The organism is Pseudomonas azotoformans (genome assembly GCF_900103345.1).
GTDB lineage: Bacteria > Pseudomonadota > Gammaproteobacteria > Pseudomonadales > Pseudomonadaceae > Aquipseudomonas > Aquipseudomonas azotoformans.
Genome location: NZ_LT629702.1, coordinates 1,142,106 through 1,162,859 on the forward strand (window position 1 = coordinate 1,142,106; position 20,754 = coordinate 1,162,859).

The following is a 20,754-nucleotide window of genomic DNA, read 5'->3' on the forward strand; positions in this document are numbered from 1 at the left end:
TTGCCATGAATGATGCTGTTGTTCCGACCCACGCCCCCGAACTGACCTTGTCGAGCCTGTACCGCGACCATCGCAGCTGGCTGGAAAGCTGGCTGCGCCGGCGCCTGGGCAACGCCTGGGATGCTGCCGACCTGAGCCAGGATACGTTCCTGCGCGTACTCGCCAGCGCCCAGCCGATTGCGCAGATGCAGGAGCCGCGTGCTTATCTGGTGACCGTCGGCAAGCGCCTGCTGGTGAATTTCCATCAGCGGCGCAGCCTTGAGCAGGCCTATCTGAATGCCTTGGCAAGTCTTCCGGAAACCTGCGTGCCGTCGCCCGAACAGCGTTGGTTGGTGCTGGAGACCTTGCAAGCCCTGGATGAATTGCTGGATGGTTTGCCGGTGCCGGTGCGCCGTGCTTTCCTCTGGAGCCAATTGGAAGGCCTGGGCTATCGGGAGATCGCGGAGCGCCTGGACGTGTCCGAACGTACGGTCAAACGCTACATGGCCCAAGCCTACGAACATTGCCTGCTGGTGGAACTTTGAGCCGTGACGTTGCCCGCGCCGCCGCCCAATGGCTGGCGCTGCTCGAATCCGGCGCGGCCACCGAGCGTGACCACGCCGCGTTGCAGCACTGGCGAGACAGCCACCCCCAGCACGAGCAGACCTGGCAAAAAGCCCAGACCCTGCGCCAGCGTTTCAGCGACTTGCCCCAGGCCCTGGCGATGGCCAGTCTCGACCGTCCGCAACCGGGGCGGCGCGCGGTGCTCAAGCGTGCATTGGGTATCGCAGCCTTGGTGCCAACGGCCTGGCTGGTCAGCCGCCAATTGCCCATCGAGGCGTGGCGCGCCGACCTGCACACTGCCACCGGCGAGCGCAAGCGCATGTCCTTGGCCGATGGCGGCAGCTTGCAGCTCAACACGGCGACAGCAGTGGACATGGACCTTGCACAGCGGCGCATCACACTCGTAGACGGTGAGTTGGCGCTGAATGTACCCGGGGCGGCGGCGATGACGGTGCAGACCCGCTATGGCGAATTGCGGGTCAGCCAGGCCGAGGTGTGTGTCCGGCAGCTGGCCAAGGGTTGTCTGGTGTCGGTGCTCAAGGGCGCGGTCCAGGTACGCGACCTGAACGGGCAAATGGCGACGTTGCCGGGTGGTCAGCAAGCCTCGCTGCAAGCCGGCGGGCTCGGCGCCTGGGCACCGTTCGATGTGTTGCAACTGGGTTGGCGCGACGGCGTGCTGACCGCACAGAACCAGGCGCTGGGCGACTTCTTGCGGGAATTGGAACGTTATCGTCCCGGTGTGTTGCGCTGGGATCCGAGCCTGGAAACGTTGCGAGTGACCGGCAGTTTTCGCCTGGACGACACCGACCGCATCCTCAACTTGCTGGCCCAGACCCTGGGGCTGGAACTGCACGCACGTACACGCTATTGGGTCACCCTGACACCGCGCAAATCGCTCACCTGATGCGGGTGCGGTAATTCTTATATATCTATATAGAATAAATAAAGAGTTATATATTCCTTTTATTGTCGTTGTCGATAGCGCATTTTGAGGGCCTGCGCATTCGTGCGGATTGACCCAACAGCCAGAAGGAAAGCCGACATGACCATTAAAGCGATCAACGTGCGCAACCAGTTCAAGGGCGTGATCAAGGAAATTCTGCTGGGGGAAGTGGTGTCGGAAATCGACGTGCAGACCGCGTCCGGCATTGTGACTTCGGTGATCACCACCCGCTCGGTGCGTGACCTCGAATTGAAAGTGGGCAGTGAAGTGATTGCCTTTGTGAAGTCCACCGAAGTGTCCATCGCCAAGTTGTAAACGACTGCCCCCGCACTCAGGCGGGGGCGGTCATGACTCAAGCGATCTTCGGTCCACTGCCACCCGGTGGATGCGGCTGCGGTCTCTCCGGCGGTGCATCCGTCGGCAGGCTCTTGGGTTTTGCGTTCGGGTCTTTGTAGCCCTTGTGCAAGCCGCCATCCAGGCGATTGCTCGACGAGCCGCCTTTCTGCGGCGTCTCGTCGAAGTGTTCCCACTCCGATTGCTGGAAGCGGAAGATACTGTCGTCGGTCGGCGTGTCACGGCCACCGTAGTGGTGGATTTCGTAGTGGGCGTATTCGACCTTGTCGGCCCAGTTGTCCTGCAACAGACCGTCGCCGGCCAGGTCGCGATACCAGTCGTTTTCCTTCTCGGTGGCCTTCTGTTTTTTGTTGTGGTCGACAAAGTAGCCGATGATCCCGCCCACTACTGCCAGTACCACGCCCACCAGGAACAGCGGCCCGGTCAACGCCGCCGCCGTGCCCGCGCCAAACAGCGCCGCAGCGCCGAGCACCCCGGCGGATGCGCCGAACGCACCGCCGGCCACTTGCAGGCCACCGGCCGCCTGGGCCAAGGGGTCCTTGTCCTTCACGCCGCTCTTGATCGCCAGCGCGCCCAGTACGATGTCGGCAAAACCGCCGGCAATGTCCGTGGCCGGGCCTAGCACCTTGATTACGGAACCGGCGATCTTCGCTGATTTGGACGCGCCCAGCTTGGCCGCACCCGCAGCGGCCAGGCCGTCATCCAGGTGGGTGGCCAGGCCCTCGGTGGCTTCGGTGACCGCCTTGTCGCCCTCGCCGAACAGCTTGGAGATGCCGTCGTACTGGCTGTCCGGCACCGCATCGAGGGCGGTGGCGATCTTGGCTTTGACATCCGAGGGCAGTTCGCTGACGCGAAACTCGAAGTTCGGCTCCTGCATGCCGGTCTTGCCCCAGATCTCCGGCAGGGTCTTGTCCAGCCCTAGGAAGTCCACCAGGCCACCTTTGCCCAGGCTTTCGCCGATCTTGTCGCCCAGGCGCACGAAGTGGCTGGAGCCGCCGGCAAAACTCAGGAAGTCCTTGGCGATGGTCATGCGTTGCGCCGGGGTTTCGCCCAGCTTGCCGCCTTTGCCCACCAGTTGGTAAATCCCGGAGAACAGGCTCACACCGGCGCCCAGGGAACCGAGAATGCCCTTGCTGTTGAGGGTGTTGAACACCTCGCCGAGCATGCCGCGATCGGCCACCGGGATGTAGGGTTTGCTCAGGGCGGTTTTCAGGTCGGCTTCGCTGATCGCGCCGTTTTTCTGGTACACGGCGCCCAGTTCTTCCAGGGCCTTGGTGACGGCGGCGGATTTTTCCTTGCCTTGCAGGCCTTCGTTGAGGAATTTCTCCAGGGTTTCCTGGGTGCGGCGCGGCAAGTCCAGTACGTTGCCCTTGAGCACGCCTTTGAGCAGGCCGAACAGGTCCTTGGTGGCCAGCTCCTTGTTCTCGTCGGAGATTTTGCTCGGGTCCGACAGAATGGCATTCAGGTCGGTGGTCAAGCCGTCGGCCTGGATGTTCTGCGCGGCTTTGCTGGCGGCAGCCGGGTCGAACAGCGACAGCGACGTCAGGGTATCGCTGAGGTCTTTCTGTGCCTCGTAGGTTTTGCCCTGGCTTTGCAGGTCCTTGAGGTACAACACGTAGTCCGGGTTGGAAGTGAGGTCCAGCAGCTTCTGCTTGATCTCGTCCTTGTTCGGCAGCTTGTTGATGGCCTCGTCCATCTTCGACTTGTAGTCGGCCTGCACGGTGGGGTCGTTGAACAGTTCACCGATCTGCTTCTGCACGGCCTTGCCGTCGATGATGTCGTGCATGTCGGCCGAAGTCAGTTGGGTCTGCTTGTCATCGAACTCGCGCCAGGTGGTGTTGAACGGGCGCTTGGCTTCTTCGTAGCCGGTGATGCCGTGGCCGTTCTGGTACGCGGCTTGCGCTTCGAGGGCGCGGACCAGCTTGGCGCGCGGGTCGTCCTTGGCAATCGAACCGTTCTTCACGCCTTCGCGGTAGGTGTCGATCAGTTGCGTGGTGGCCAGCTCGCTGACGCTGAGGGTCGGTGATTTGTCGTCCTTTTCATCGGCGTGCACGCCGGTGTCCAGGTTCAGCACATCCAGGTCATCGGCCTTGGGCAGGTTGTGCTTGGCACGTGTGTCGTCCACCGAACTGGCGCTCCAGGCTTCCCACTTGGCGGCCACGTCGTCGTAAAGCTGCGGGCTGAGTTCCTTGGAGACGATCACCTTGCCTTCGCTGGTTTCGTAGCGGATCAGGCCGTCGCCCAGTTCATCCGGGGAGCCGAAGGTGATGTCGGTGTTTTTCAGGAAGTCATTCGGCCCGGCCAATTTATAGCCTTCGCCTTCGCTGGTGTGGATCTTGGCCCAGGTGTCATTGGCGGTGGCGACGCTCTTGAACAGCTCGGGGCTGACGTCGGAGGACACCACCACCTTGGTGCCGTCATGCAGCTCGTAGGTGAGGATGTGGTCTTTCTGGTCGTTGTTCCAATTGAAGTTCTTGTAGTCGTTCAGGCCCGGCACCGGGGTGTTGGCATCGGCCAGTACCGCGCCGTTATTCAGCTCGCCTTCCACCACGGCTTTCTTGCCGGGGTCGGTGTAGACCGCGTGCAGGCCGGCCAGGTAGTCGAACAGCTTGGGGTTGTCGTCGCGGGCCACCACCATTTTCTGGCCATTGCTTTCAAAGCGGATCAGGCCTGGGCCGACTTCATCCACAGGGCCCACCGTGGTGCCGGCGTAGGGCGGCCACACTTCGTTGTCGCTGGCGCGCTTATAGCCGGCGTCTTCACTGGTGGCGAGTCCGGTGAAACTGGCGTAGGCGTCCTTGGCTTTCTGGAAGGCTTCGGGGTTGTCGCGCTGGCTGATGACGACCTTGGTGCCGTCCTGGGTCTCGTAGCGGATCACACCCGGGCCGGTTTCATCCGGTGCGCCGAGGGATTTGTAATCGGCGAGTTTGCCCGGCGCAGTGCCATCGGCACCGAGGCTCTGGTAGCCGGCATTCTGGCTGGCGATCACGCCGGAGAGGGACTTGAAGTCCTGGCTGACCTGCTTGAACAGCTCGGGGCTGTCCTGTTCGCTGACGATGACTTTCTTGCCGTCCTGGGTTTCATAACGGATCAGCCCAGGGCCGACTTCATCGGGCGGGCCGATGGCCTTGTAGTCGGCCAATGCCTTGGGCGGCGTGGCATCCTTGGCGGCGAGTTCGTAGCCGTCTTTTTTACTCGCATCCAGCCCCGATGGTGGCTTGTCCTGGGCCTCAACCTTTTTGTTGTTGGCGCTTTGCTTGAGCAACGCATGGAACTGCACGCCGGACTTGGGCGGCGTGCGGGGAAGGGCTTTGGGGTCGGACGAGCGATCGAGGGGCTGGGTCGTCATGCCATGGAACTCCTGCTGTTGCCGATTGCGGCGGTCGGCAAAAACAGTAACAGCAGGGGTTCGGCGCTCGTTGCGAAAAGTTGTGAATTGAGTCTGCCGGCGACATAAATGTACACACCACTGTAAGGCGTGAGCGGAAAACTCTGATGGGCGCAATGTTGCCAGGTCGATAGGTTGGCCAGAGTCAGGACCATTTACTACAGGGATGGTAAACCTCATATCATGACCTTGAGACTTCCCGTGCCGATATCATCCTCCATCGCCGTGCAGACTACTCAGCCTGCCAATCTGCCTGATAGTGACGTTCCCCGCGCCCAATACAAAGGAACACCCGACCACATTCGCATGCGTCGGGATGTGTCGGGTGCATCCGGGGATGATCGACATACTCACGCCAACGGCATTCCGGATGCGGATGTTCCCGAATTGTTTCATGCAAAAGTTACAGTCGCTAAACATGAGTTTACCCGCGCTGACTACTTGCGAGGTTATAACGCGCCTGCTTCAGTGGCACTGCCGGGTTATTCCAGATCAATGAGCGATGTGGCGCTCATGAGGCTTGCGGTGGATAACACACTAAGCCCGGAGCAAATGGGCGCGTTGCAGCGCTTGGCTGAGCAGCGGGTTATCAACCGTACTCAAAGCACGTTGGCTACCTTCACGAAGGTAATCTCAACCCATGGAGTAAAGGTCACTCCTGCGCCACAGAGTTACTATCTGTCCATGGTCAACCAGCTAGCGGGAGGTGAGTGTGCCGGGCTTTCACATATACTTTCCCTGGCGGTGGCAGAAGGGAAACACGAGACTTTTCTGAGTAACCTCTACTACGCGGTTGCCAATCCGGATACGCCGGAGTCCCAGGCGTTTTTCCAGAAAATTACCGAGGTACAGGCCCGTGTAAAAAAACGTGGGGTTGCGCATGATCCCGCTACCGTGAAGGTTGCGCCCTACACAGATATCGCCCCCCAGTTGCTCGATTCTCCTGCCACCAAAACGCTCTTGATCAGCAGTGAGGGCCATCGTCTGACCGCTGGCGTTATCGTTGACCCAAAGGGGGGGCGTACGTATTACTTCAGTGATCCTAATACGGGTTTTACTGAGTCGGTGTCTGAGCAACTATTTAAAGATGTACTGGCGAAGATATTTACCGACCCCGCTCTGAAACATTTCATTCAACCCTTGAAAGGCTTCCCGGGTGAGCCGAAATATCTTATCAGTGTGTTTAATCGTGATTACATTCCGCAGATATCCGGCGCATCCAACGACATCAAGTTCATGTACGACCGTCCTCTGAGTGGGCTGGACACTGTCACAGTGCTCAATACTTCACGGCTGCCGACGGTTCAGGATTCCCACCTCAAGGCGCATTCCCCCGAACACACCGCCATCAAAGATTATGAGCGGGTGGTGCAAGGGCTGGACAACATGCAGGCCAGCAGAGGCATGCCGCAGTATCACCAGGCAAAGACCGTTCTGGAGGCCGTCAATCTATTCATCAGCAGCCACCCTGCTTCCGCGCTCGTACCGGCCATGGAGACACTCAGGAAACGTTTGACCAGTGCGATCAACGAGGCAACTACGCCTGTTGAGTATCCCTATGTTTTCGAGCGTATGGAGCAAGATCGTGTGGAGTTGGCCGAGGGTAAAGTCGGCTTGCCGAAGCATTTCCAAAGTGAAGCCATTCAGGGCAAGACCGTTGATATAAAGAGTAATGGTGGTGGTGACCCCGATAGGGCAGTACGGGTAAGAGATGCTGTAGACGACGCTCTGAAGAAGCTCGCGCAGAGCGATCCGGCAGCGGCGCAGGCGATCGGGGGAAAAGTCAGGGTGATTATTGCCAACCCTGGCGATCAACAAGAAACGCGGCTGCACTTTAACAGTCCGCCGACATTGATCATTGGTGATGATTTTTTTGCGTCACCCCCTGCAACTGACGCTACGGTCGCCGATCGAATCGGCCATCAAGCTCAGGCGGACGGAGGAAAGGTCGAAGCGTCCAGGCAGGCTGCGCTGATTGTGGGCAAGCTAGGGATGCTGGGCTATTACAAAGCTGACTCCCAAGGGTTCCTTGAGGTGGTTAACAACAAGGAGCCCTTTCGCGACGGAGGCAGTAACGTCAGCGCACGCGCCGCCAGAAGCCCAGGTGATTTCATGGAGGAGACCTTCACCGCACGTGTGTACGATGGAAAGGTCGGTAGTGAAACCGATGCTGCCCTCAATAGGCTTTTCGCTCCAGCAGCCAACGCTCCACCACCCACCACCCCGCAGCCACCGAGCACGCCGACTCTGCCGGTCAATACGGGAGCATCACCGACCACAGCGGGGGGGACGATTGACGAGGCTGAAGTAAAACGCCTGCAAGCACTTGATGAAACCCGCGCGCCCTTGCAAATAGGGGAAGCGAGCGTCAGCCGAGTCGAACTCTATAAAATGGGCGTGCACGTCAAGGGTAAGCCAGTTGAAAACACAGTGCCCATGGATGCCAAGGGGCGTATCAGCGGCGACGTGGAAATCGACTACGACCGTCTTGTGGCTTTTTTGAAGTCGACATCGCCTGAAGTTGGGGCGCGCGTGACATCCATCGTCAGTGAAATTGCTGCCAAGCGCAGCCCTGTCACGGCTCCCTTGGCGACCCGTAGCGACGGCAGTCCCGTCCCTGAACACTTCCAGAAGCAACTACGTGACACATCACGACAGGCTGCTGAGATACGTGACGTGCAGGGCAGCGGCAAACCGCTGCCCGCAAATTTTTTCTCCCCGGCAGAAACATCGGGAAAGCCGGGGGCGACTAAAGCCGCCGGCCTCGGCTTCCAGGCCTTCAGCACATTCCACGGGCTGCGCAGTTCCATAGAGAGTTTTCAACGTGGCGATACGACGGCGGGTGCCATCGCAGCGGGCGCTGTAGCGTCTGACTATGTCGGGATGGGTGTAGAGGCTGGCCTCAACAAAATGGCGCAGTCGGCAGTCAAAACCACGACGCCGACGATAATGGGCTTCAAGTCCTCGACGATAGGCAAGATGATTGGAAAGGTTGCGGGTGGGGCCAGCGCCGCTATCAGTGTTCCTTTTGATATCAACAATGCCGTCGATTCGTTCAATAAAGCGGCTGGCAGTACCGGTAAGGAAGCGCAGGATCACTATGTCAACGGTGCATTCGCCGTCACCAATGCGGTGACTTCGATAGCTTTGAGCGCCGCATTTCTGGCCGGCGCGAGTACTGCCGGGCCGGTGGGACTTGCAGTGGCGGCAATATTGATGACCGCACAAGCGATTTACTCGGCCGTGCGTACTGTGGAAGACATCAATGAATACACGCCGCTGTCCGGTTCGAAAAAGTTCGAAGTCGGACTGAAAACATTCCTGGGGTTTGAGCCTGGCTTTGATGTCATGAAGCCTTATCTGGAGGCGAAATATGCCAAGGAGTACGACACGCAGAAGAGGACATACCATCAGGCCTTCCTGGACGGCCCGGGCAAAGACCATTTCGAACGTGTTGTATTTGGCGCTGGGGACGTAGTCGTCACGCAGGTGCCGGGAAAGGTTGGCCTGACAGGCCAGCACTGGTGGCTTCCGATCACTTATTTGCTGAACCTGATCAAAGTGGATGGGAAAGTCCCATCCGTTAACATCAGGGGGGGTAATGATCGTATCAATGCGCCTGCCGACTCCTGGAACGGCATGTCAGTCAAGCCTGTGGAGGGTGCACAGGGGTCAGGAAAGGCCACGCTGTGGGACCTGGGCGATGGCGATGACGAGGTGGCGGGAGTATTCAGCAAACCCAACTTCTTCTTGTTGGGGGGAGGGAAAAAACTGATCAGTGGGGGAGAGGCTGATGATTCGGTTATCTTTAGCGCTGATGCACGTCAGACCCTGCAGCAGGCAGAGCAGGTCTGGGATACTCAGAATAATAAAGGATTCAGTAAAAAAGCCACTGAACTCTGGGGGGGGGAGGGCCGTAATACACTGGTGTTTTCCGGCAGCTTGAGCACCACTTACGCCGAAGGCAAAGACACTAAAACCGCCAGCTATTCAGGGCATGTCATTGACTTCAAGACCGGGTTGATTTCAGTCAGTACGCCAGACTCGAAAACAGAAGGTACTTCTCCCATTGCCTATTTTCATGAGTTTTCAAATGCCGCCACAGTTGAAAATGGCGAAAGTTATATCGTGGGTGATGACCAGAGCAATCTGTTTACCCTGAACGGCAAGGAAGATGTGGTTTTGACCGGCAAGGGCTCCAATGTTGTCGTGATCAATGGCGGCGCTAAAATTGTCGGAGAGGGCGGCCCCAATACCTACATCGTCAACAAAAGCGATAAGGGGGTCACCATCAAGGACCCGAACGACAGTGTGATCAAGTTGGACTACAGCTCGGCACAGGTGTCGGGATGGAGGGTTTCAGCCTCGGGGGACTTGACTGTAAACCTTAAGGGGGATGAGCCTGGAAGCGAACGTCAACTGGTGGTCCAGAATGCTTTCCCCAGCGATTCAACGAGTGACAAGGCACGGCCCGCATTTATCACCAATGACGGTGTGATGATGGCAATCAACGCGCCACGCCAGCCTGGTTCAGGCACACGTGTTGTGCAGGTCAACAGTGTCAAAGTCGAAGGTCCCATGCCCCAAGCCTGAGTCCCCGCGCAGTAGCAACAGCATGGGGTGGCTGGCACTGGATACAGTGCCAGTCAATCTCAGCGTTGTTGCAGGCTGCGCTCCATACGCTGCAAGCCTTCCTCCAGCATCGCCCGTGGGCAGCCGAAGTTCAGGCGCACGAATTGCTGGCTGTCATCACCGAACTCGATGCCGGCGCTCAAGCCGACCTTGGCCTGTTCCAGGAAGAACTGCTGCGGGTCATCCAGGCCCAGGGCGCTGCAATCCAGCCAGGCCAGGTAGGTGCCTTGCGGCGCGTGCATGACCACGCCGGGCAGGCGGGTCTGCACGGCGTTGAGCAGGTAGTCGCGGTTGGCTTGCAGGTACTGCACCAAGGCGTCGAGCCAGTCGGCGCATTTGCTGTAGGCGGCGCGGGTGGCTTCCAGGCCCAGGGGGCTGACGCTGTCGACCATGCCGCAACGGGCGTGGTTGAAGCGTTCGCGGATCTCGGCGTTCTGCACCACGGCGAAGCAAGTCTTCAGGCCGGCGACGTTATAGGCCTTGCTCGCCGACATCAGCGTGATGGTGCGCTGGGCGATCTCGGGGCTGAGGCTGGCGGTGGGGATGTGGCGGCGATCGTCGAAGCACAGCTCGGCGTGGATTTCGTCGGAGATGATCAACGCGCCGTGTTCCAGGCAGGCATTGGCCACGGCCAGCAGTTCTTCACGGGGGAAGACTTTGCCCATGGGGTTGTGCGGGTTGCTCAACAACAGCGCACCGGCGCCGGTGAGCGCCTGGCGCATCGCTGGCAGTGGCGTGAGGTATTCGCCGTTGACCAGCTCGAACGGCACTTCGATGCGCGGCAGGTTCCAATGCCCCGGTGCCAGGCGGATCGGCCGGTAGTTGGGGGTTTGCAGCACCACCGGTTGCCCCGGTTGGACAAACGCATGCAGCGCCATATTGAAACCCGGCTCCACGCCCGGCAAAAACAGCAGCTCATCCGGCTGCACGCGCCAGGCGTACTTGGCCCACAGGTCGGCGATGATTGCCTCGCGCACCTCCGGACCGGCGACGCTGTAGCCCAGCACCTGTTGGTCGAGACGTGCGTGCAGGGCCTTCAGCACGGCGGGCGGGGCGGCGATGTCCATGTCGGCGATCCACATCGGCAGAACGTCTTGCGGGTAGCGGTTCCACTTGGTACTGCCGGTGCCGAGGCGGGAGTGGATCGTGTCGAAATCAAAGCTCATGGGGGGCTCGTATCAGGGCGTCAGGCGCAGGAATGGCGCTGATTCTAGCGCCATTATTTTTATAGGCCAGAGCTGATTGCGAGCGACAGTTGCCGATGCGCCTGTTCCAGGGCGCGATTGACAGCGTCTTCACCGCGCACCATGGCCGGCAGGTACACGAAATCCACTGACTCAATGCCCACGGTCGCCAGGATGGCGGTCATGTACGGCGTCAGGAAGTCTGGTTCATGGCCTTTGCGGGCGTTACCCGAGCTGACCAGCACAAAGGTGCGCCTGTCCTCCAGCAAGCCGACCTTGGCGAATTGCGCATTCACCGTGAAGCTGCGCTGGATACGCACCACATGGTCGATCCAGGCCTTGAGCGCCGCCGGCACGGTGAAATTGTGCACTGGGGTGCACAGGATCAGCAGGTCGCAGGCTTCCAGTTCTACGATCAATTGTTCCGAGAGTGCCGTGGCACTGCCGCTCAGGCCCCCGGATGTGGTGAGTGCGTTGGCGTATTCACGGGTCAGCGGCGGCAGCGCCTGGCCGCCGTAGTCACGCTCGGTCACCTCGGCGTGCGGCACCAGGTCGCGCAGCAGGGCACGGGCCAGTTTGAAGGTCTGCGCGGCTTTGCCGTGGGGGCTGAAACCGAGGAGCAGGGCGCGGGTCATTGACTGAGGTCCTGGGAAAAGTGCATGCCGAGGGGCAACAGGCCCTGGCGGAAATAGAAGCGCTGGGCCAGGGCCATGTGCATGCCGGTGTCCAGTACCAGCCAGCGATAGCCACGGGCGCGGGTTTCTTCACGCACGCGGTCGAGCAGTTGTTCACCGAGGCGGCGCCGCTGCAACGTGGCGTCTACCACCAGGTCATCCACGTAGATAAAGCGGCCATACAGGGTGTTCTCGGTCAGCCGGTAGCCGGCCAGGCCGATCACCTGGCCGTTCTCCCATGCGGCGAGCAGGCGGTAGCCGTTTTGCCGTTGGCGCTGGACTTGCTCGGCGAATGCCGTGGCGTCGCTGAGGTGTGGGCGCAGTTGCTGCATCACCGCAAAGCTGGCGAGGTAATCGGCCTCGGTTTCCATGTGGACGAATTCGACGTGTTCATTCATGGCTGTGGTTCTCCAGGTGGGCCTTGACCGCCGCCGGCACTTTGCGAAAGCTGATGGCGACACGGTTGAGGGCGTTCATCAAGCTGATGGCCAGGGTCAGGTCGGCGACTTCCTTGTCGCTGAACACTGCTGCGACCTGCGCGTAGTCCGCATCCGGCACCTGGGTTTGCGCGACCGGCGTGACCACCTCGGCCCAGGCCAGGGCGGCCTGTTCACGCGGGGTGTACAGCGGCAGCCCCTCGCGCCAGGCGGCCAGCAACATGATCTTTTCCAGGCTCACGCCCAGCTTGAGCAGGTCGCGGGAGTGGCTGTCCAGGCAATAGGCGCAGCCGTTGAGCTGCGAGACCCGCAGGTACACCAGGTCGATCAGTTCTTTTTCCAGGCCGCAGCCGTGGATATAACTGTGCACCGAGCCCAGGGCTTTATAACCGGCGGGTGCGGCCAGGGCGTAGTCGAGGCGGTGTTTCATGAGCGATCCTTGTGGCGGTGAAGGGATGCGCCATTTTCGTGGCTGGCCGGGTGGGCTGACAGGGGCATGATTGGACAAGTCGGTTGGGACATGATCAGACTTCGCCCTGTCTTCCCGCCGAGCCTCTTGCGATGTCGTCACTGCCCAAATACCAGGAAATCTACCGGCGTTTTCGCCAGGCCATCGACCAGGGCCAACTGCGCCCCGGCGAGCGCGTGCCCTCGGTGCGGGCGCTGGCCCAGGAACTCAAGGTAGCGCGGGGTACGGTGGAGGCGGCGTATCAACTGTTGGTCAGCGAAGGGTTCTTCGAAGCGCGCGGGCAAGCGGGCACAGTGATTGCCGAGGCGTTGCCGCAGGTCTCGGTGAAACCCATGCCGGTTGCGCTGCCGGTGACGTCAGGCCCTCGGCCGTTGCAAATGGGCCTGCCCGCCCTGGATGCGTTCCCCCGCAAACTGTGGGCACGCCTGGTCACCCAGCAAGTGCGCCGCACCGATGCGGACAGCCTGGCGATGGGCGATGTGCGCGGCACCCAGGCGCTGCGCGTGGCGATTGCCAGCTACCTGGCGTTGTATCGCGGCGTGGAATGCACGCCGCAGCAGGTGTTTGTGTGTGCCGGGTATGCGGGCGGCCTCACCCTGGTCTGCGAAGCGCTGGCAATGGCGGGGCAGCGCTGCTGGTTTGAAGACCCCGGGTACTTGCATGCACGGCAGTTGTTGAAGCATCGCGGTGTGGAGCTGGTGCCGGTGCCAGTGGATCGCGATGGGCTGGATGTGGCGCAGGGCATCGCACGGGGGCGGGAGGCGCGACTGGCGATCGTCACCCCGGCGCACCAGAGCCCCTTGGGTGTGGCGCTGAGCCCGGCGCGGCGGCAGGCCTTGCTGGAATGGGCGCGGGAGCAGGGCAGTTGGGTAGTGGAGGATGACTATGACAGTGAATTCCGCTATCGCGGCCAGCCGTTGGCGGCGCTCAAGAGCCAGGATGGGGATGATCGGGTGATCTACGCAGGGAGCTTCAGCAAGATGCTGTTTCCGGGGTTGCGCTTGGGTTATCTGGTGGTGCCTGAGTCGTTGGTGTCGGCGTTTGCTGGGGCGGCCGAGGCATTGCAGCAGCGTGGGGCGCAGTTGTTGCAGCTGACGGCCGCGGATTTTCTCGAGCAGGGACATTTCACCCGGCATTTGAAGAAGATGCGCCAGTTGTATGCGCAGCGCAGGGGGTATCTGGTGGAGGCGTTGCGTGTGCATTGCGCGGGGTATCTGCGGGTGGATGAGCAGGCGGGGGGGATCAATTTGCTGGCGCGGTTGGTGGTGGATGTGCCGGACCTTGTCGTGGTTGAGGCCGCTGGTAGAGCGGGGTTGGCGGTGCAGGCGTTGTCTTCCTGGACGCTTGAGGCTGGGCGGGGGCAGGGGGTGTTGATGGGGTTTACCAATGTGGCTTCGGCGTCTGACGCGGTTGTGGTTGCCATGGTTTTGCGTGATGTGATTGGCGGGTGTATATCCGGTATTTAGGTAACGGCTACTTAGGGTTCCGCTCTTACAGCGGCTCACTTTTGAAAAGCCGGAATGCCGGCCCAGTCAAAAGTAAGCAAAGGGCTCTTGCCCCAACACTCGGCACCTCGCTTAGGCTCCGTGTTCCCTCACTCCGGCTTGGCTCCGTGGGCTAGCCACGGAGTCAAGCCTGCGTTCGGCCAGCGTGTTTGACGGGGCGATCCCAGATCAAAAGCAAGAGCGCGGCGGCCTTAGAGCCGACCGGATTGTATGGCTGGTACTCGGTCAAAGTGTGGGAGGGGGCTTGCCCCCGATGGCAGTGGGTCAGTCACTGATGAGTTGGCTGACACACCGCCATCGGGGGCAAGCCCCCTCCCACAGTTTGATCTTCATGTATCAGTTGAAGGGTGATTTGCTCTGGCTCTGGCTCTGGCTCTGGCTCTTGCTCTTGCTCTTGCTCTGGCTCTGGCTCTGGCTCTGGCTCTTGATCTGCTTTTGATTTTGATCTTAGGCGCCCCGTCAAACACGCTAACGGATATGTACCCAATCACAACCCCTGTAACGCCCGCTGGCGCAGGGCGCGGATATTTCCATCATGGCCCCGACCAAATACCTCGGCGGCCATAGCGACGTGATGATGGGCAGCGTGTCCACCACCCAGGCGGCCTGGCCGGCGCTGCGGCGCATGAGCGACACCTTCGGCAATGCGGTGAGTGCCGACGACGCCTACCTGATCCTGCGCGGTGCGCGCACCCTGGTCTCGCGCCCGGCCGGTCAGTGCTTGACCGGGGTCGGCAGGGTCACGAGGTTGACGTAGCCATCCCAGAATTGCTTCTGGTCCACGCCGAACACCACCTTGGCCTTTTGCGTGCCCACCGGGGCACCTTTGGCGTAGCCCAGTGCGCGGCCGTAGTCGGCGCCGAAGGTGGCGTCCACATCCACCCACAGGTCGCGGGATTCGGTGACGATTGCGGGGTTGACCAGGTACAGCGCCGGCAGGCTGTCCCAGGTGAAGCTGTGGTAGCTCGGGTCCTTGTCGAACAGCGGGCCGAACTCATGCTTGTACAGGTCGGCAATCGCACCTTTACGGGCGATCACGCGCTGGTACACCGTCTTGTCGAAGGTGACTTTCTCGCACACATCGTTGGGGAAAATCACGTGCTCGATGGGCGAGCGCAACACGATCTTTGCCGCCTCCGGGTCGAACCACCAGTTGAACTCCGCCGCCGGCGTGGTGTTGCCCGGAATCTCCAGGGCGCCGCCCATGTACACGATGCGCTTGATCAGCGGCACGATGTCCGGTGCCGAGCGAATCGCCAGGGCGACGTTGGTCAGCGGGCCGACGGCGAGGATCGTCACCTGGTGCGGGTTGGCGCGCACGCTGTCGACGATGAACTGCGCGGCGGTTTCCTTGCGCAGTTGGGTGTGGGTGGCCATACCATCCGGTGGTGCGACCAACTGCGAAGGAGAAGTCGGGCGAGGGTGTTTGAACGCCCCCGGCCATCCGGAACCGAACAGCGTCTTTTCCGCCTCATAAGTGGCGTAGTCATGCAGCAGCGGGTAGGCGGCGCCGGAGTAGACGCCCACCTCTTTCTCCACGCCCATGCGTTCCACGGCCTTGAGGGCGTCGACCTGTTCCTGGTCCACCCAGGCATTGCCGCTGACCAGGGTTATGCCCAGCAGCTCGATGCGTTTTTGCGCATGCAGCTGGGCGAGCATGATAAAGGCCTGGCCGTCATCGTTGAGCACGTTGAAGTCGGTGTCGAAGATGACCTTTTCTGCCGCCTGGGTGGTGCCGGCACACAGGCCGACCGCGACAAGCAACGCACAGCGTTTCAAGAAGCCTTGCATGGTGATTCATCCGAAAAAATTGTGGTTATCAACGGTTCACCAGTTTCGCCGGCAAGGCGATGACCAGGAAGCTACTGAGAATCAGGCAGCCGGCGAAAAACCACAAGGCACCCGCGCTGCTGCCTGTGACGTCGATCGCAACGCCCATCAGTGAGTTGCTCACCAGGCCGGCGATATTCGCCACCGAACAGGCCAGGGCAAAGCCGGTGGCCGCCGCGGTGCCTTTGAGGAAGGTCGCCGGCAGGCTGAAAAATACCGGCACCGCACCGATGATCGCCGCCGAGGCAATCGCGAACAGCGCCACGGTGGCCGCCACGTTGTGGGTGAAGAAGGTGCTGGTGGCCATCGCCGCCGCGCCGATGAAAAACGGCACGATGATGTGCCAGCGGCGCTCGCGGTGCTTGTCGGAACTGGCGCCGATCAACAGCATGCCGAGCAGGGCGGCGACGCTCGGCAAGGCCGTGAGCACGCCGATATGAAAGGTGTCGGTGACCCCGGCGTTGCGGATGAAGGTTGGCATCCAGAAACCCATGGCATAGGCGCTGAGCAGGATCGAGAAGTCGATGCCGCCGAGCATCCATACCTTGAGGTTGAAAAACCCGTCACGGAAGCTGTGCTTGCTGGCGGCGCCATCGGCGTCGTCCTTGCGCAGCTCGGTTTGCAGCAAGGTCTTTTCCTCGTCCGACAGCCATTTGGCTTGCTGGTAGGTGTTGGGCAGCGCCCAGAAGGTCAGCACGCCGAGCAATACGCTGGGCACTGCCTCGATCAGGAACAGCCACTGCCAGCCGCGCAGGCCGCCCATGTGGTCGAAGTGGCCCATGATCCAGCCGGACAGCGGGCCGCCGATCACGCTGGACAGCGGCAGGCCGATCATGAACAGCGCGATGATGCGCCCGCGCCGGTGGGTGGGGAACCAGGTGGTCAGGTAGTACAGCACGCCCGGCAGAAAGCCCGCTTCGGCGGCGCCGAGCAGAAAGCGCAGGATGTAGAACTGGGTGGTGGAGGTGACCAGCATGGTGCAGGCCGAGAGCAGGCCCCAGGTGATCATGATGCGCGCAATCCAGATCTTCGCGCCGACCCGTTCCAGCACCAGGTTGCTCGGTACTTCAAAGATGATGTAGCCGACAAAGAACAGGCCGGCACCGAGGCCGAATGCGGTTTCGCTGAACTGCAACTGGTCGAGCATCTGCAACTTGGCGAAGCCGATGTTGATGCGGTCCAGGTAGGCGGCCAGATAACAGAAGCACAGGAACGGAATCAGCTTCCAGGTGATCTTGTGGTAGAGCGTGTTGACGGGATCGGCGACCGTGGTCGCCGGCGCTGCATTCGCAATGGGCATCGGGTGTCTCCTGGCGGTGACTTATGGTTTTTTTATACAGCCGGCAGTTGGTGTAGGGTCGCGGACCGCGCTCTTATGGCGCTTTTATGGCTAAAACCTTATTGCTCCCTGAATTTGCGCATCGCCTCCTGCTTGCTCACCACGTCGCCATACTTGCTGTCGATATCGAACAGGTTGGCTTCATGGGGTGCCGGGTGCCGGTCGCCGACGCATTCGCGCACGACGATGGTGCGAAACCCGTGTTGCACGGCATCCACCGCCGTGGCGCGGATGCAGCCGCTGGTGGAACAGCCAGCCAGTACCACGGTGTCGATGCCTTGTGCATGCAGCATCGGCGCCAGGCTGCTGCCGAAAAACGCACTGGCGTACTGCTTGGTGATCACCACTTCATCGGCCTGGGGCAATACTTCGGGGCAGAACGCCGCCAGTGGGTTGCCTTCGACCATGTCTTTCATCACCGGGGCCTTCTTGACCCAGATTCCGCCATCGACGAAATGGCCGGGATGGTAGCGGATATTGGTGTGCACCACCGCAATCCCGTGCTGGCGCGCGCTGGCCAGCAGCTCCACGCTTTCAGCCACGGCCGTGACCACACCCGGCGCGAACAGCGGCGCGCCTTCGGTGGTGTAGCCCTGCATGAAGTCGATCATCAGCAGCGCGGCCTTTTTGCCAAAGCCGATGCGGTTGCCCCATACGCCTTGGTAGTTGGCGTCGGCGGATTGTTCGCTCATCTTCTCAACTCCTCATTCATGTTTGCGGTGGTGAGCGGGGTTGCCACAGCAGCCCGCTCGCCACACGTTAATAGGCTCCGGAGAGCAGGGCGCCCGCACCAGGCACGATAGGCTCCAGGTCCAGGGCCTTGAGCATGGCGTAGGTGGTAGCGATAGCGGCGGTGAGCACTGGCTTGCCGGTTTGCGCCTCGACCTTGGCCACCACCGGCAGCGACTGCATCTGCACGCAGGCGGACAGCACGATCACGTCGACGCCTTCCAGGTTCATGCCGGCGACGATGGCCGGCAGGTTGGCCGGGTCGTGGCGGGCCACTTCGAGGTTGTCGGGGATCTCCAGGGCGCGCCAATCTACGACTTCAAAGCCTTCCTCACGGATGTAGTTCACCACCAGCTCAGTCAGCGGTTTCATGTACGGCGCGACGATGGCGATGCGCTTGGCACCCATCACTTTCAGCCCCTCGATCAAGGCGCCGGCGCTGGTGATGACCGGGGCGTTGGCATCGTTGTCGGCGGTGGCCTTGCGCAGGCGTTGTTCGGAGTTGCGGTGATATCCGAGCCCCATGGCCATGATCGCCACCAGGCACGCATAACCCAGCACGTCTACCTTGGCGTCGGACAGTTCGACGGCGCAACGGTCGGATTCGCCGTCCATGGCCGCCAGTTCTTCCTTGCGCACCTGCTTCATGCGCATGCGGCTGGAGTGAAAGGTAAAACGCTCGGGACGGATCGCCTGGCGCGCGGTGAGCATCGCCGGGATCTCGGTTTCCATGGTGGTGTTGGAGCTCGGCACGATCTGGCCGATGCGGTAAGGCTTCTGCATGGTGGTCTCCGTTTTTATTGTGTGAGGAAGTCGCCGAGGGCGTGGAAGAAACCGTCGAAGTCATCCCACGGAATCATGTGCCCGGCATTCGGTACGCGGGCGACCTGGATGTTCGATTGCAGGTCCTGGATTTCGGCAATGTCCTCATCGAGGATCACCCCGCCGCTACCGGCGACCATCAACAGGGCCGGGGCCTTGAGGTGGGGCAGGTCCTGGTGGAAGTCCACCGTGTGGAAGTCATTGAAGGCGCGCACGATGGCGGGCTCATAACAGGTGTGTAGCCATTCGGCACGCAGTTGCAGTTGTTCGTCGGTCCAGGTGGCGCAGAAGGCGCGCATCGCCTCGGCGTCCATGCCGGCCAGGGATTGGCGGATCGAGTCGACGTACCACGGCAGTTTGCTCGGGTATTCACGCCGACCTGGGCCGGACACCGGCGGGTCGATCAGCACCACGCGCTTCACGCCCCGGGGATGCTTGACCGCACTGCGCAAGGCAAAACGGGCGCCCATGGAATGGCCCATCAGGTGATAGCTGCCCAGGCTCAGCGCGTCGGCAAAGGCACCGATGTCCGCGGCGCAGGTGTCCGCGCTGTAGTCCAGTTCGGGGCCGGTGGAGGACAGCCCGCGACCGCGCACGTCCAGCACATAGGTGTCGAACTGCTCGCCCAGGCGCTCCGCGACGAAACCCCAGGTGATCGCCGGGCTGGTGATGCCCGGGATCAGGATCAACGCCGGGCCTTTGCCGCCGTAACGCAAGTAATGCTGGCGAATACCGTTGGCCTGCACGTTGCCGCCGTAAAGGAAGGTGCTCACGCGGCCACCCCCGATTTCAGTTCCTGGGCGTACAGGTCATAGCCGTAGACCCAGGCCGGATCTTCCTGGGTGCGCAGCCAGGTGTTGGCGTTGGACACTGCTTGCACCCGCGAGGCGCGTTCCTTGCGGTTGGCTTCGTACAGCTCGAAGGCCGTGCGGTAGTCGCTGATGCCGGTTTCCTGCAGGCAGCGGGTGAGCATCGCCGCGTCTTCGATGGCCATGCCGGCGCCCTGGGCCATGTGCGGCTTCATTGGGTGGCAGGCGTCGCCGAGCAGTACCAGACGACCACGGCTCCACAGCGGCAATGGGTTGCGGTTGCGTAGCGGCCATTTGGTCACGCTGTCGGTGGATTCGATCAAGGCTTGCACGGTGGGGTGGTAGCCCTTGAAGGCGTCGAACATCTCCTCGCGGCTGCTGTCGACGAACGCGCCCTGGAAGTCCCATTCGGGGTGGGGGACGCCGGTCACGTAGTAGTACTCGTCGCGCTTGCCGGTGGTGTAGTAAACCATCATGTGGCGGTCCTCGGTCCACCACTTGATGCAGTCTTCGAACTTCAGATCGTATTTGGCGAGCTGGTCGCCACGGATCAGTGCGCGGTGCGCGACCCAGCCGCTGTACAGCGGTTTTTCCACGCCCAGCAGTTCTTCGCGGATCTTGGAATTGATGCCGTCGGCACCGATCACGATGTCAGCGTAGGTCACTTGGCCGTCGGCGAAGGTCAGGCGCACCTGGGTGTCGGTTTCTTCGAGGCTTTCCAGGCGTTTGTTGAAGTGCAGGGTGCCGGGCTTGAGGGTGGACATCTGCAGCGCATGCAGGTCGCCACGGTGCACGGTGATGTAGGAGGCGCCGTAGCCGGTGAGCGGGATGCGCGAGAGGTAGTCGCCGCTTTCGCCGCAACGGCTGAACCAGTGCTCGGGGTGCGAGCCCATCAGGTCCAGCTGCTTTTCGATGCCCATGCGACGGAAGATTTTCATGATATTGGGGCCCATGTGGATCCCTGCGCCCAACCGGGAAAACTCCGGCGCCTGCTCATACACATCGACGTCGAAGCCGGCTTGCTGCAACAGGGTGGCAGCGGCGGCACCGCCGAGGCCGGCGCCGACGATGGCGATTTTTTGCGTGCTTCCCATGG

16 protein-coding genes and 1 pseudogene are annotated in these 20,754 nt (G+C 61.3%); 6 read left to right on the forward strand and 11 right to left on the reverse strand.

From position 1 onward, the window contains the following. The first annotated feature begins 5 nt into the window (after nucleotides 1-5). The 3 genes from BLR69_RS04875 to BLR69_RS04885 all read left to right on the forward strand — a co-directional run bounded on the left by BLR69_RS04875 (nucleotide 6) and on the right by BLR69_RS04885 (nucleotide 1,801). Nucleotides 6-524, forward strand: a complete 519-nt coding sequence (locus BLR69_RS04875) for a sigma-70 family RNA polymerase sigma factor (protein ID WP_071495816.1) — start codon at nucleotides 6-8, stop codon at nucleotides 522-524. After that, complete coding sequence (locus BLR69_RS04880; protein ID WP_071495815.1) at nucleotides 521-1,447, forward strand: FecR domain-containing protein; 927 nt, start codon at nucleotides 521-523, stop codon at nucleotides 1,445-1,447. Before BLR69_RS04875 ends, BLR69_RS04880 begins: the two co-directional genes overlap by 4 nt. Nucleotides 1,448-1,585: 138 nt before the next feature. Continuing rightward, nucleotides 1,586-1,801 (forward strand): TOBE domain-containing protein, encoded by a 216-nt coding sequence (locus BLR69_RS04885; RefSeq protein WP_003173733.1) that lies wholly within the window; start codon nucleotides 1,586-1,588, stop codon nucleotides 1,799-1,801. A 37-nt stretch (nucleotides 1,802-1,838) separates the two neighbouring features. On the opposite strand, the gene BLR69_RS04890 is transcribed toward BLR69_RS04885, so the two are convergent. Next, nucleotides 1,839-5,189, reverse strand: coding sequence for a hypothetical protein (locus BLR69_RS04890; RefSeq protein WP_071495814.1), 3,351 nt, complete (start codon nucleotides 5,187-5,189; stop codon nucleotides 1,839-1,841). 222 nt (nucleotides 5,190-5,411) lie between these two features. Between BLR69_RS04890 and BLR69_RS04895 the strand changes: the two genes are divergently transcribed. Next, on the forward strand, nucleotides 5,412-9,821 hold the full coding sequence (locus tag BLR69_RS04895) for a hypothetical protein (RefSeq protein ID WP_232000953.1): 4,410 nt from the start codon (nucleotides 5,412-5,414) through the stop codon (nucleotides 9,819-9,821). 59 nt (nucleotides 9,822-9,880) lie between these two features. On the opposite strand, the gene BLR69_RS04900 is transcribed toward BLR69_RS04895, so the two are convergent. From BLR69_RS04900 to BLR69_RS04915, 4 genes are read right to left on the reverse strand one after another with little or no spacing between them, the layout of a single operon-like run. Beyond that, nucleotides 9,881-11,026: a MalY/PatB family protein gene (locus tag BLR69_RS04900; protein ID WP_071495812.1), complete on the reverse strand. Its 1,146-nt coding sequence runs from the start codon at nucleotides 11,024-11,026 to the stop codon at nucleotides 9,881-9,883. A 59-nt stretch (nucleotides 11,027-11,085) separates the two neighbouring features. Continuing rightward, nucleotides 11,086-11,679, reverse strand: coding sequence for an FMN-dependent NADH-azoreductase (locus BLR69_RS04905; protein ID WP_071495811.1), 594 nt, complete (start codon nucleotides 11,677-11,679; stop codon nucleotides 11,086-11,088). Further along, the gene (locus BLR69_RS04910; RefSeq protein WP_071495810.1) at nucleotides 11,676-12,116 is read right to left on the reverse strand and encodes a GNAT family N-acetyltransferase; all 441 of its coding nucleotides are present in this window, start codon (nucleotides 12,114-12,116) and stop codon (nucleotides 11,676-11,678) included. Before BLR69_RS04910 ends, BLR69_RS04905 begins: the two co-directional genes overlap by 4 nt. Next, entirely contained in the window at nucleotides 12,109-12,585 is a 477-nt protein-coding gene (locus BLR69_RS04915) for a carboxymuconolactone decarboxylase family protein (protein WP_071495809.1), read from the reverse strand. The genes BLR69_RS04910 and BLR69_RS04915 overlap by 8 nt, the downstream gene beginning before the upstream one ends. Nucleotides 12,586-12,716: 131 nt before the next feature. Between BLR69_RS04915 and pdxR the strand changes: the two genes are divergently transcribed. Both pdxR and BLR69_RS04935 read left to right on the forward strand, forming a co-directional pair. Beyond that, a complete protein-coding gene (gene pdxR / locus BLR69_RS04920; RefSeq protein WP_071495808.1) occupies nucleotides 12,717-14,090 on the forward strand; it encodes a MocR-like pyridoxine biosynthesis transcription factor PdxR in 1,374 nt (457 codons plus the stop codon). Between the two features lie 541 nt (nucleotides 14,091-14,631). Beyond that, nucleotides 14,632-14,835: pseudogene (locus BLR69_RS04935) on the forward strand (PLP-dependent transferase); the annotation flags it as partial. Between the two features lie 8 nt (nucleotides 14,836-14,843). Here the strand turns inward: BLR69_RS04935 and BLR69_RS04940 are convergent. The 6 genes from BLR69_RS04940 to BLR69_RS04965 all read right to left on the reverse strand — a co-directional run bounded on the left by BLR69_RS04940 (nucleotide 14,844) and on the right by BLR69_RS04965 (nucleotide 20,752). Beyond that, nucleotides 14,844-15,920 (reverse strand): nucleoside hydrolase, encoded by a 1,077-nt coding sequence (locus BLR69_RS04940; RefSeq protein WP_071495805.1) that lies wholly within the window; start codon nucleotides 15,918-15,920, stop codon nucleotides 14,844-14,846. 28 nt (nucleotides 15,921-15,948) lie between these two features. After that, nucleotides 15,949-17,259, reverse strand: coding sequence for an MFS transporter (locus BLR69_RS04945; protein ID WP_071495804.1), 1,311 nt, complete (start codon nucleotides 17,257-17,259; stop codon nucleotides 15,949-15,951). 98 nt (nucleotides 17,260-17,357) lie between these two features. Beyond that, entirely contained in the window at nucleotides 17,358-17,990 is a 633-nt protein-coding gene (locus tag BLR69_RS04950) for an N-carbamoylsarcosine amidohydrolase (protein WP_071495803.1), read from the reverse strand. Between the two features lie 67 nt (nucleotides 17,991-18,057). Next, complete coding sequence (locus BLR69_RS04955) at nucleotides 18,058-18,810, reverse strand: maleate cis-trans isomerase family protein (RefSeq protein ID WP_010210656.1); 753 nt, start codon at nucleotides 18,808-18,810, stop codon at nucleotides 18,058-18,060. Between the two features lie 14 nt (nucleotides 18,811-18,824). Then, the gene (locus BLR69_RS04960; RefSeq protein ID WP_071495802.1) at nucleotides 18,825-19,622 is read right to left on the reverse strand and encodes an alpha/beta fold hydrolase; all 798 of its coding nucleotides are present in this window, start codon (nucleotides 19,620-19,622) and stop codon (nucleotides 18,825-18,827) included. After that, entirely contained in the window at nucleotides 19,619-20,752 is a 1,134-nt protein-coding gene (locus BLR69_RS04965) for an FAD-dependent monooxygenase (protein WP_071495801.1), read from the reverse strand. Before BLR69_RS04965 ends, BLR69_RS04960 begins: the two co-directional genes overlap by 4 nt. Nucleotides 20,753-20,754 lie beyond the last annotated feature (2 nt).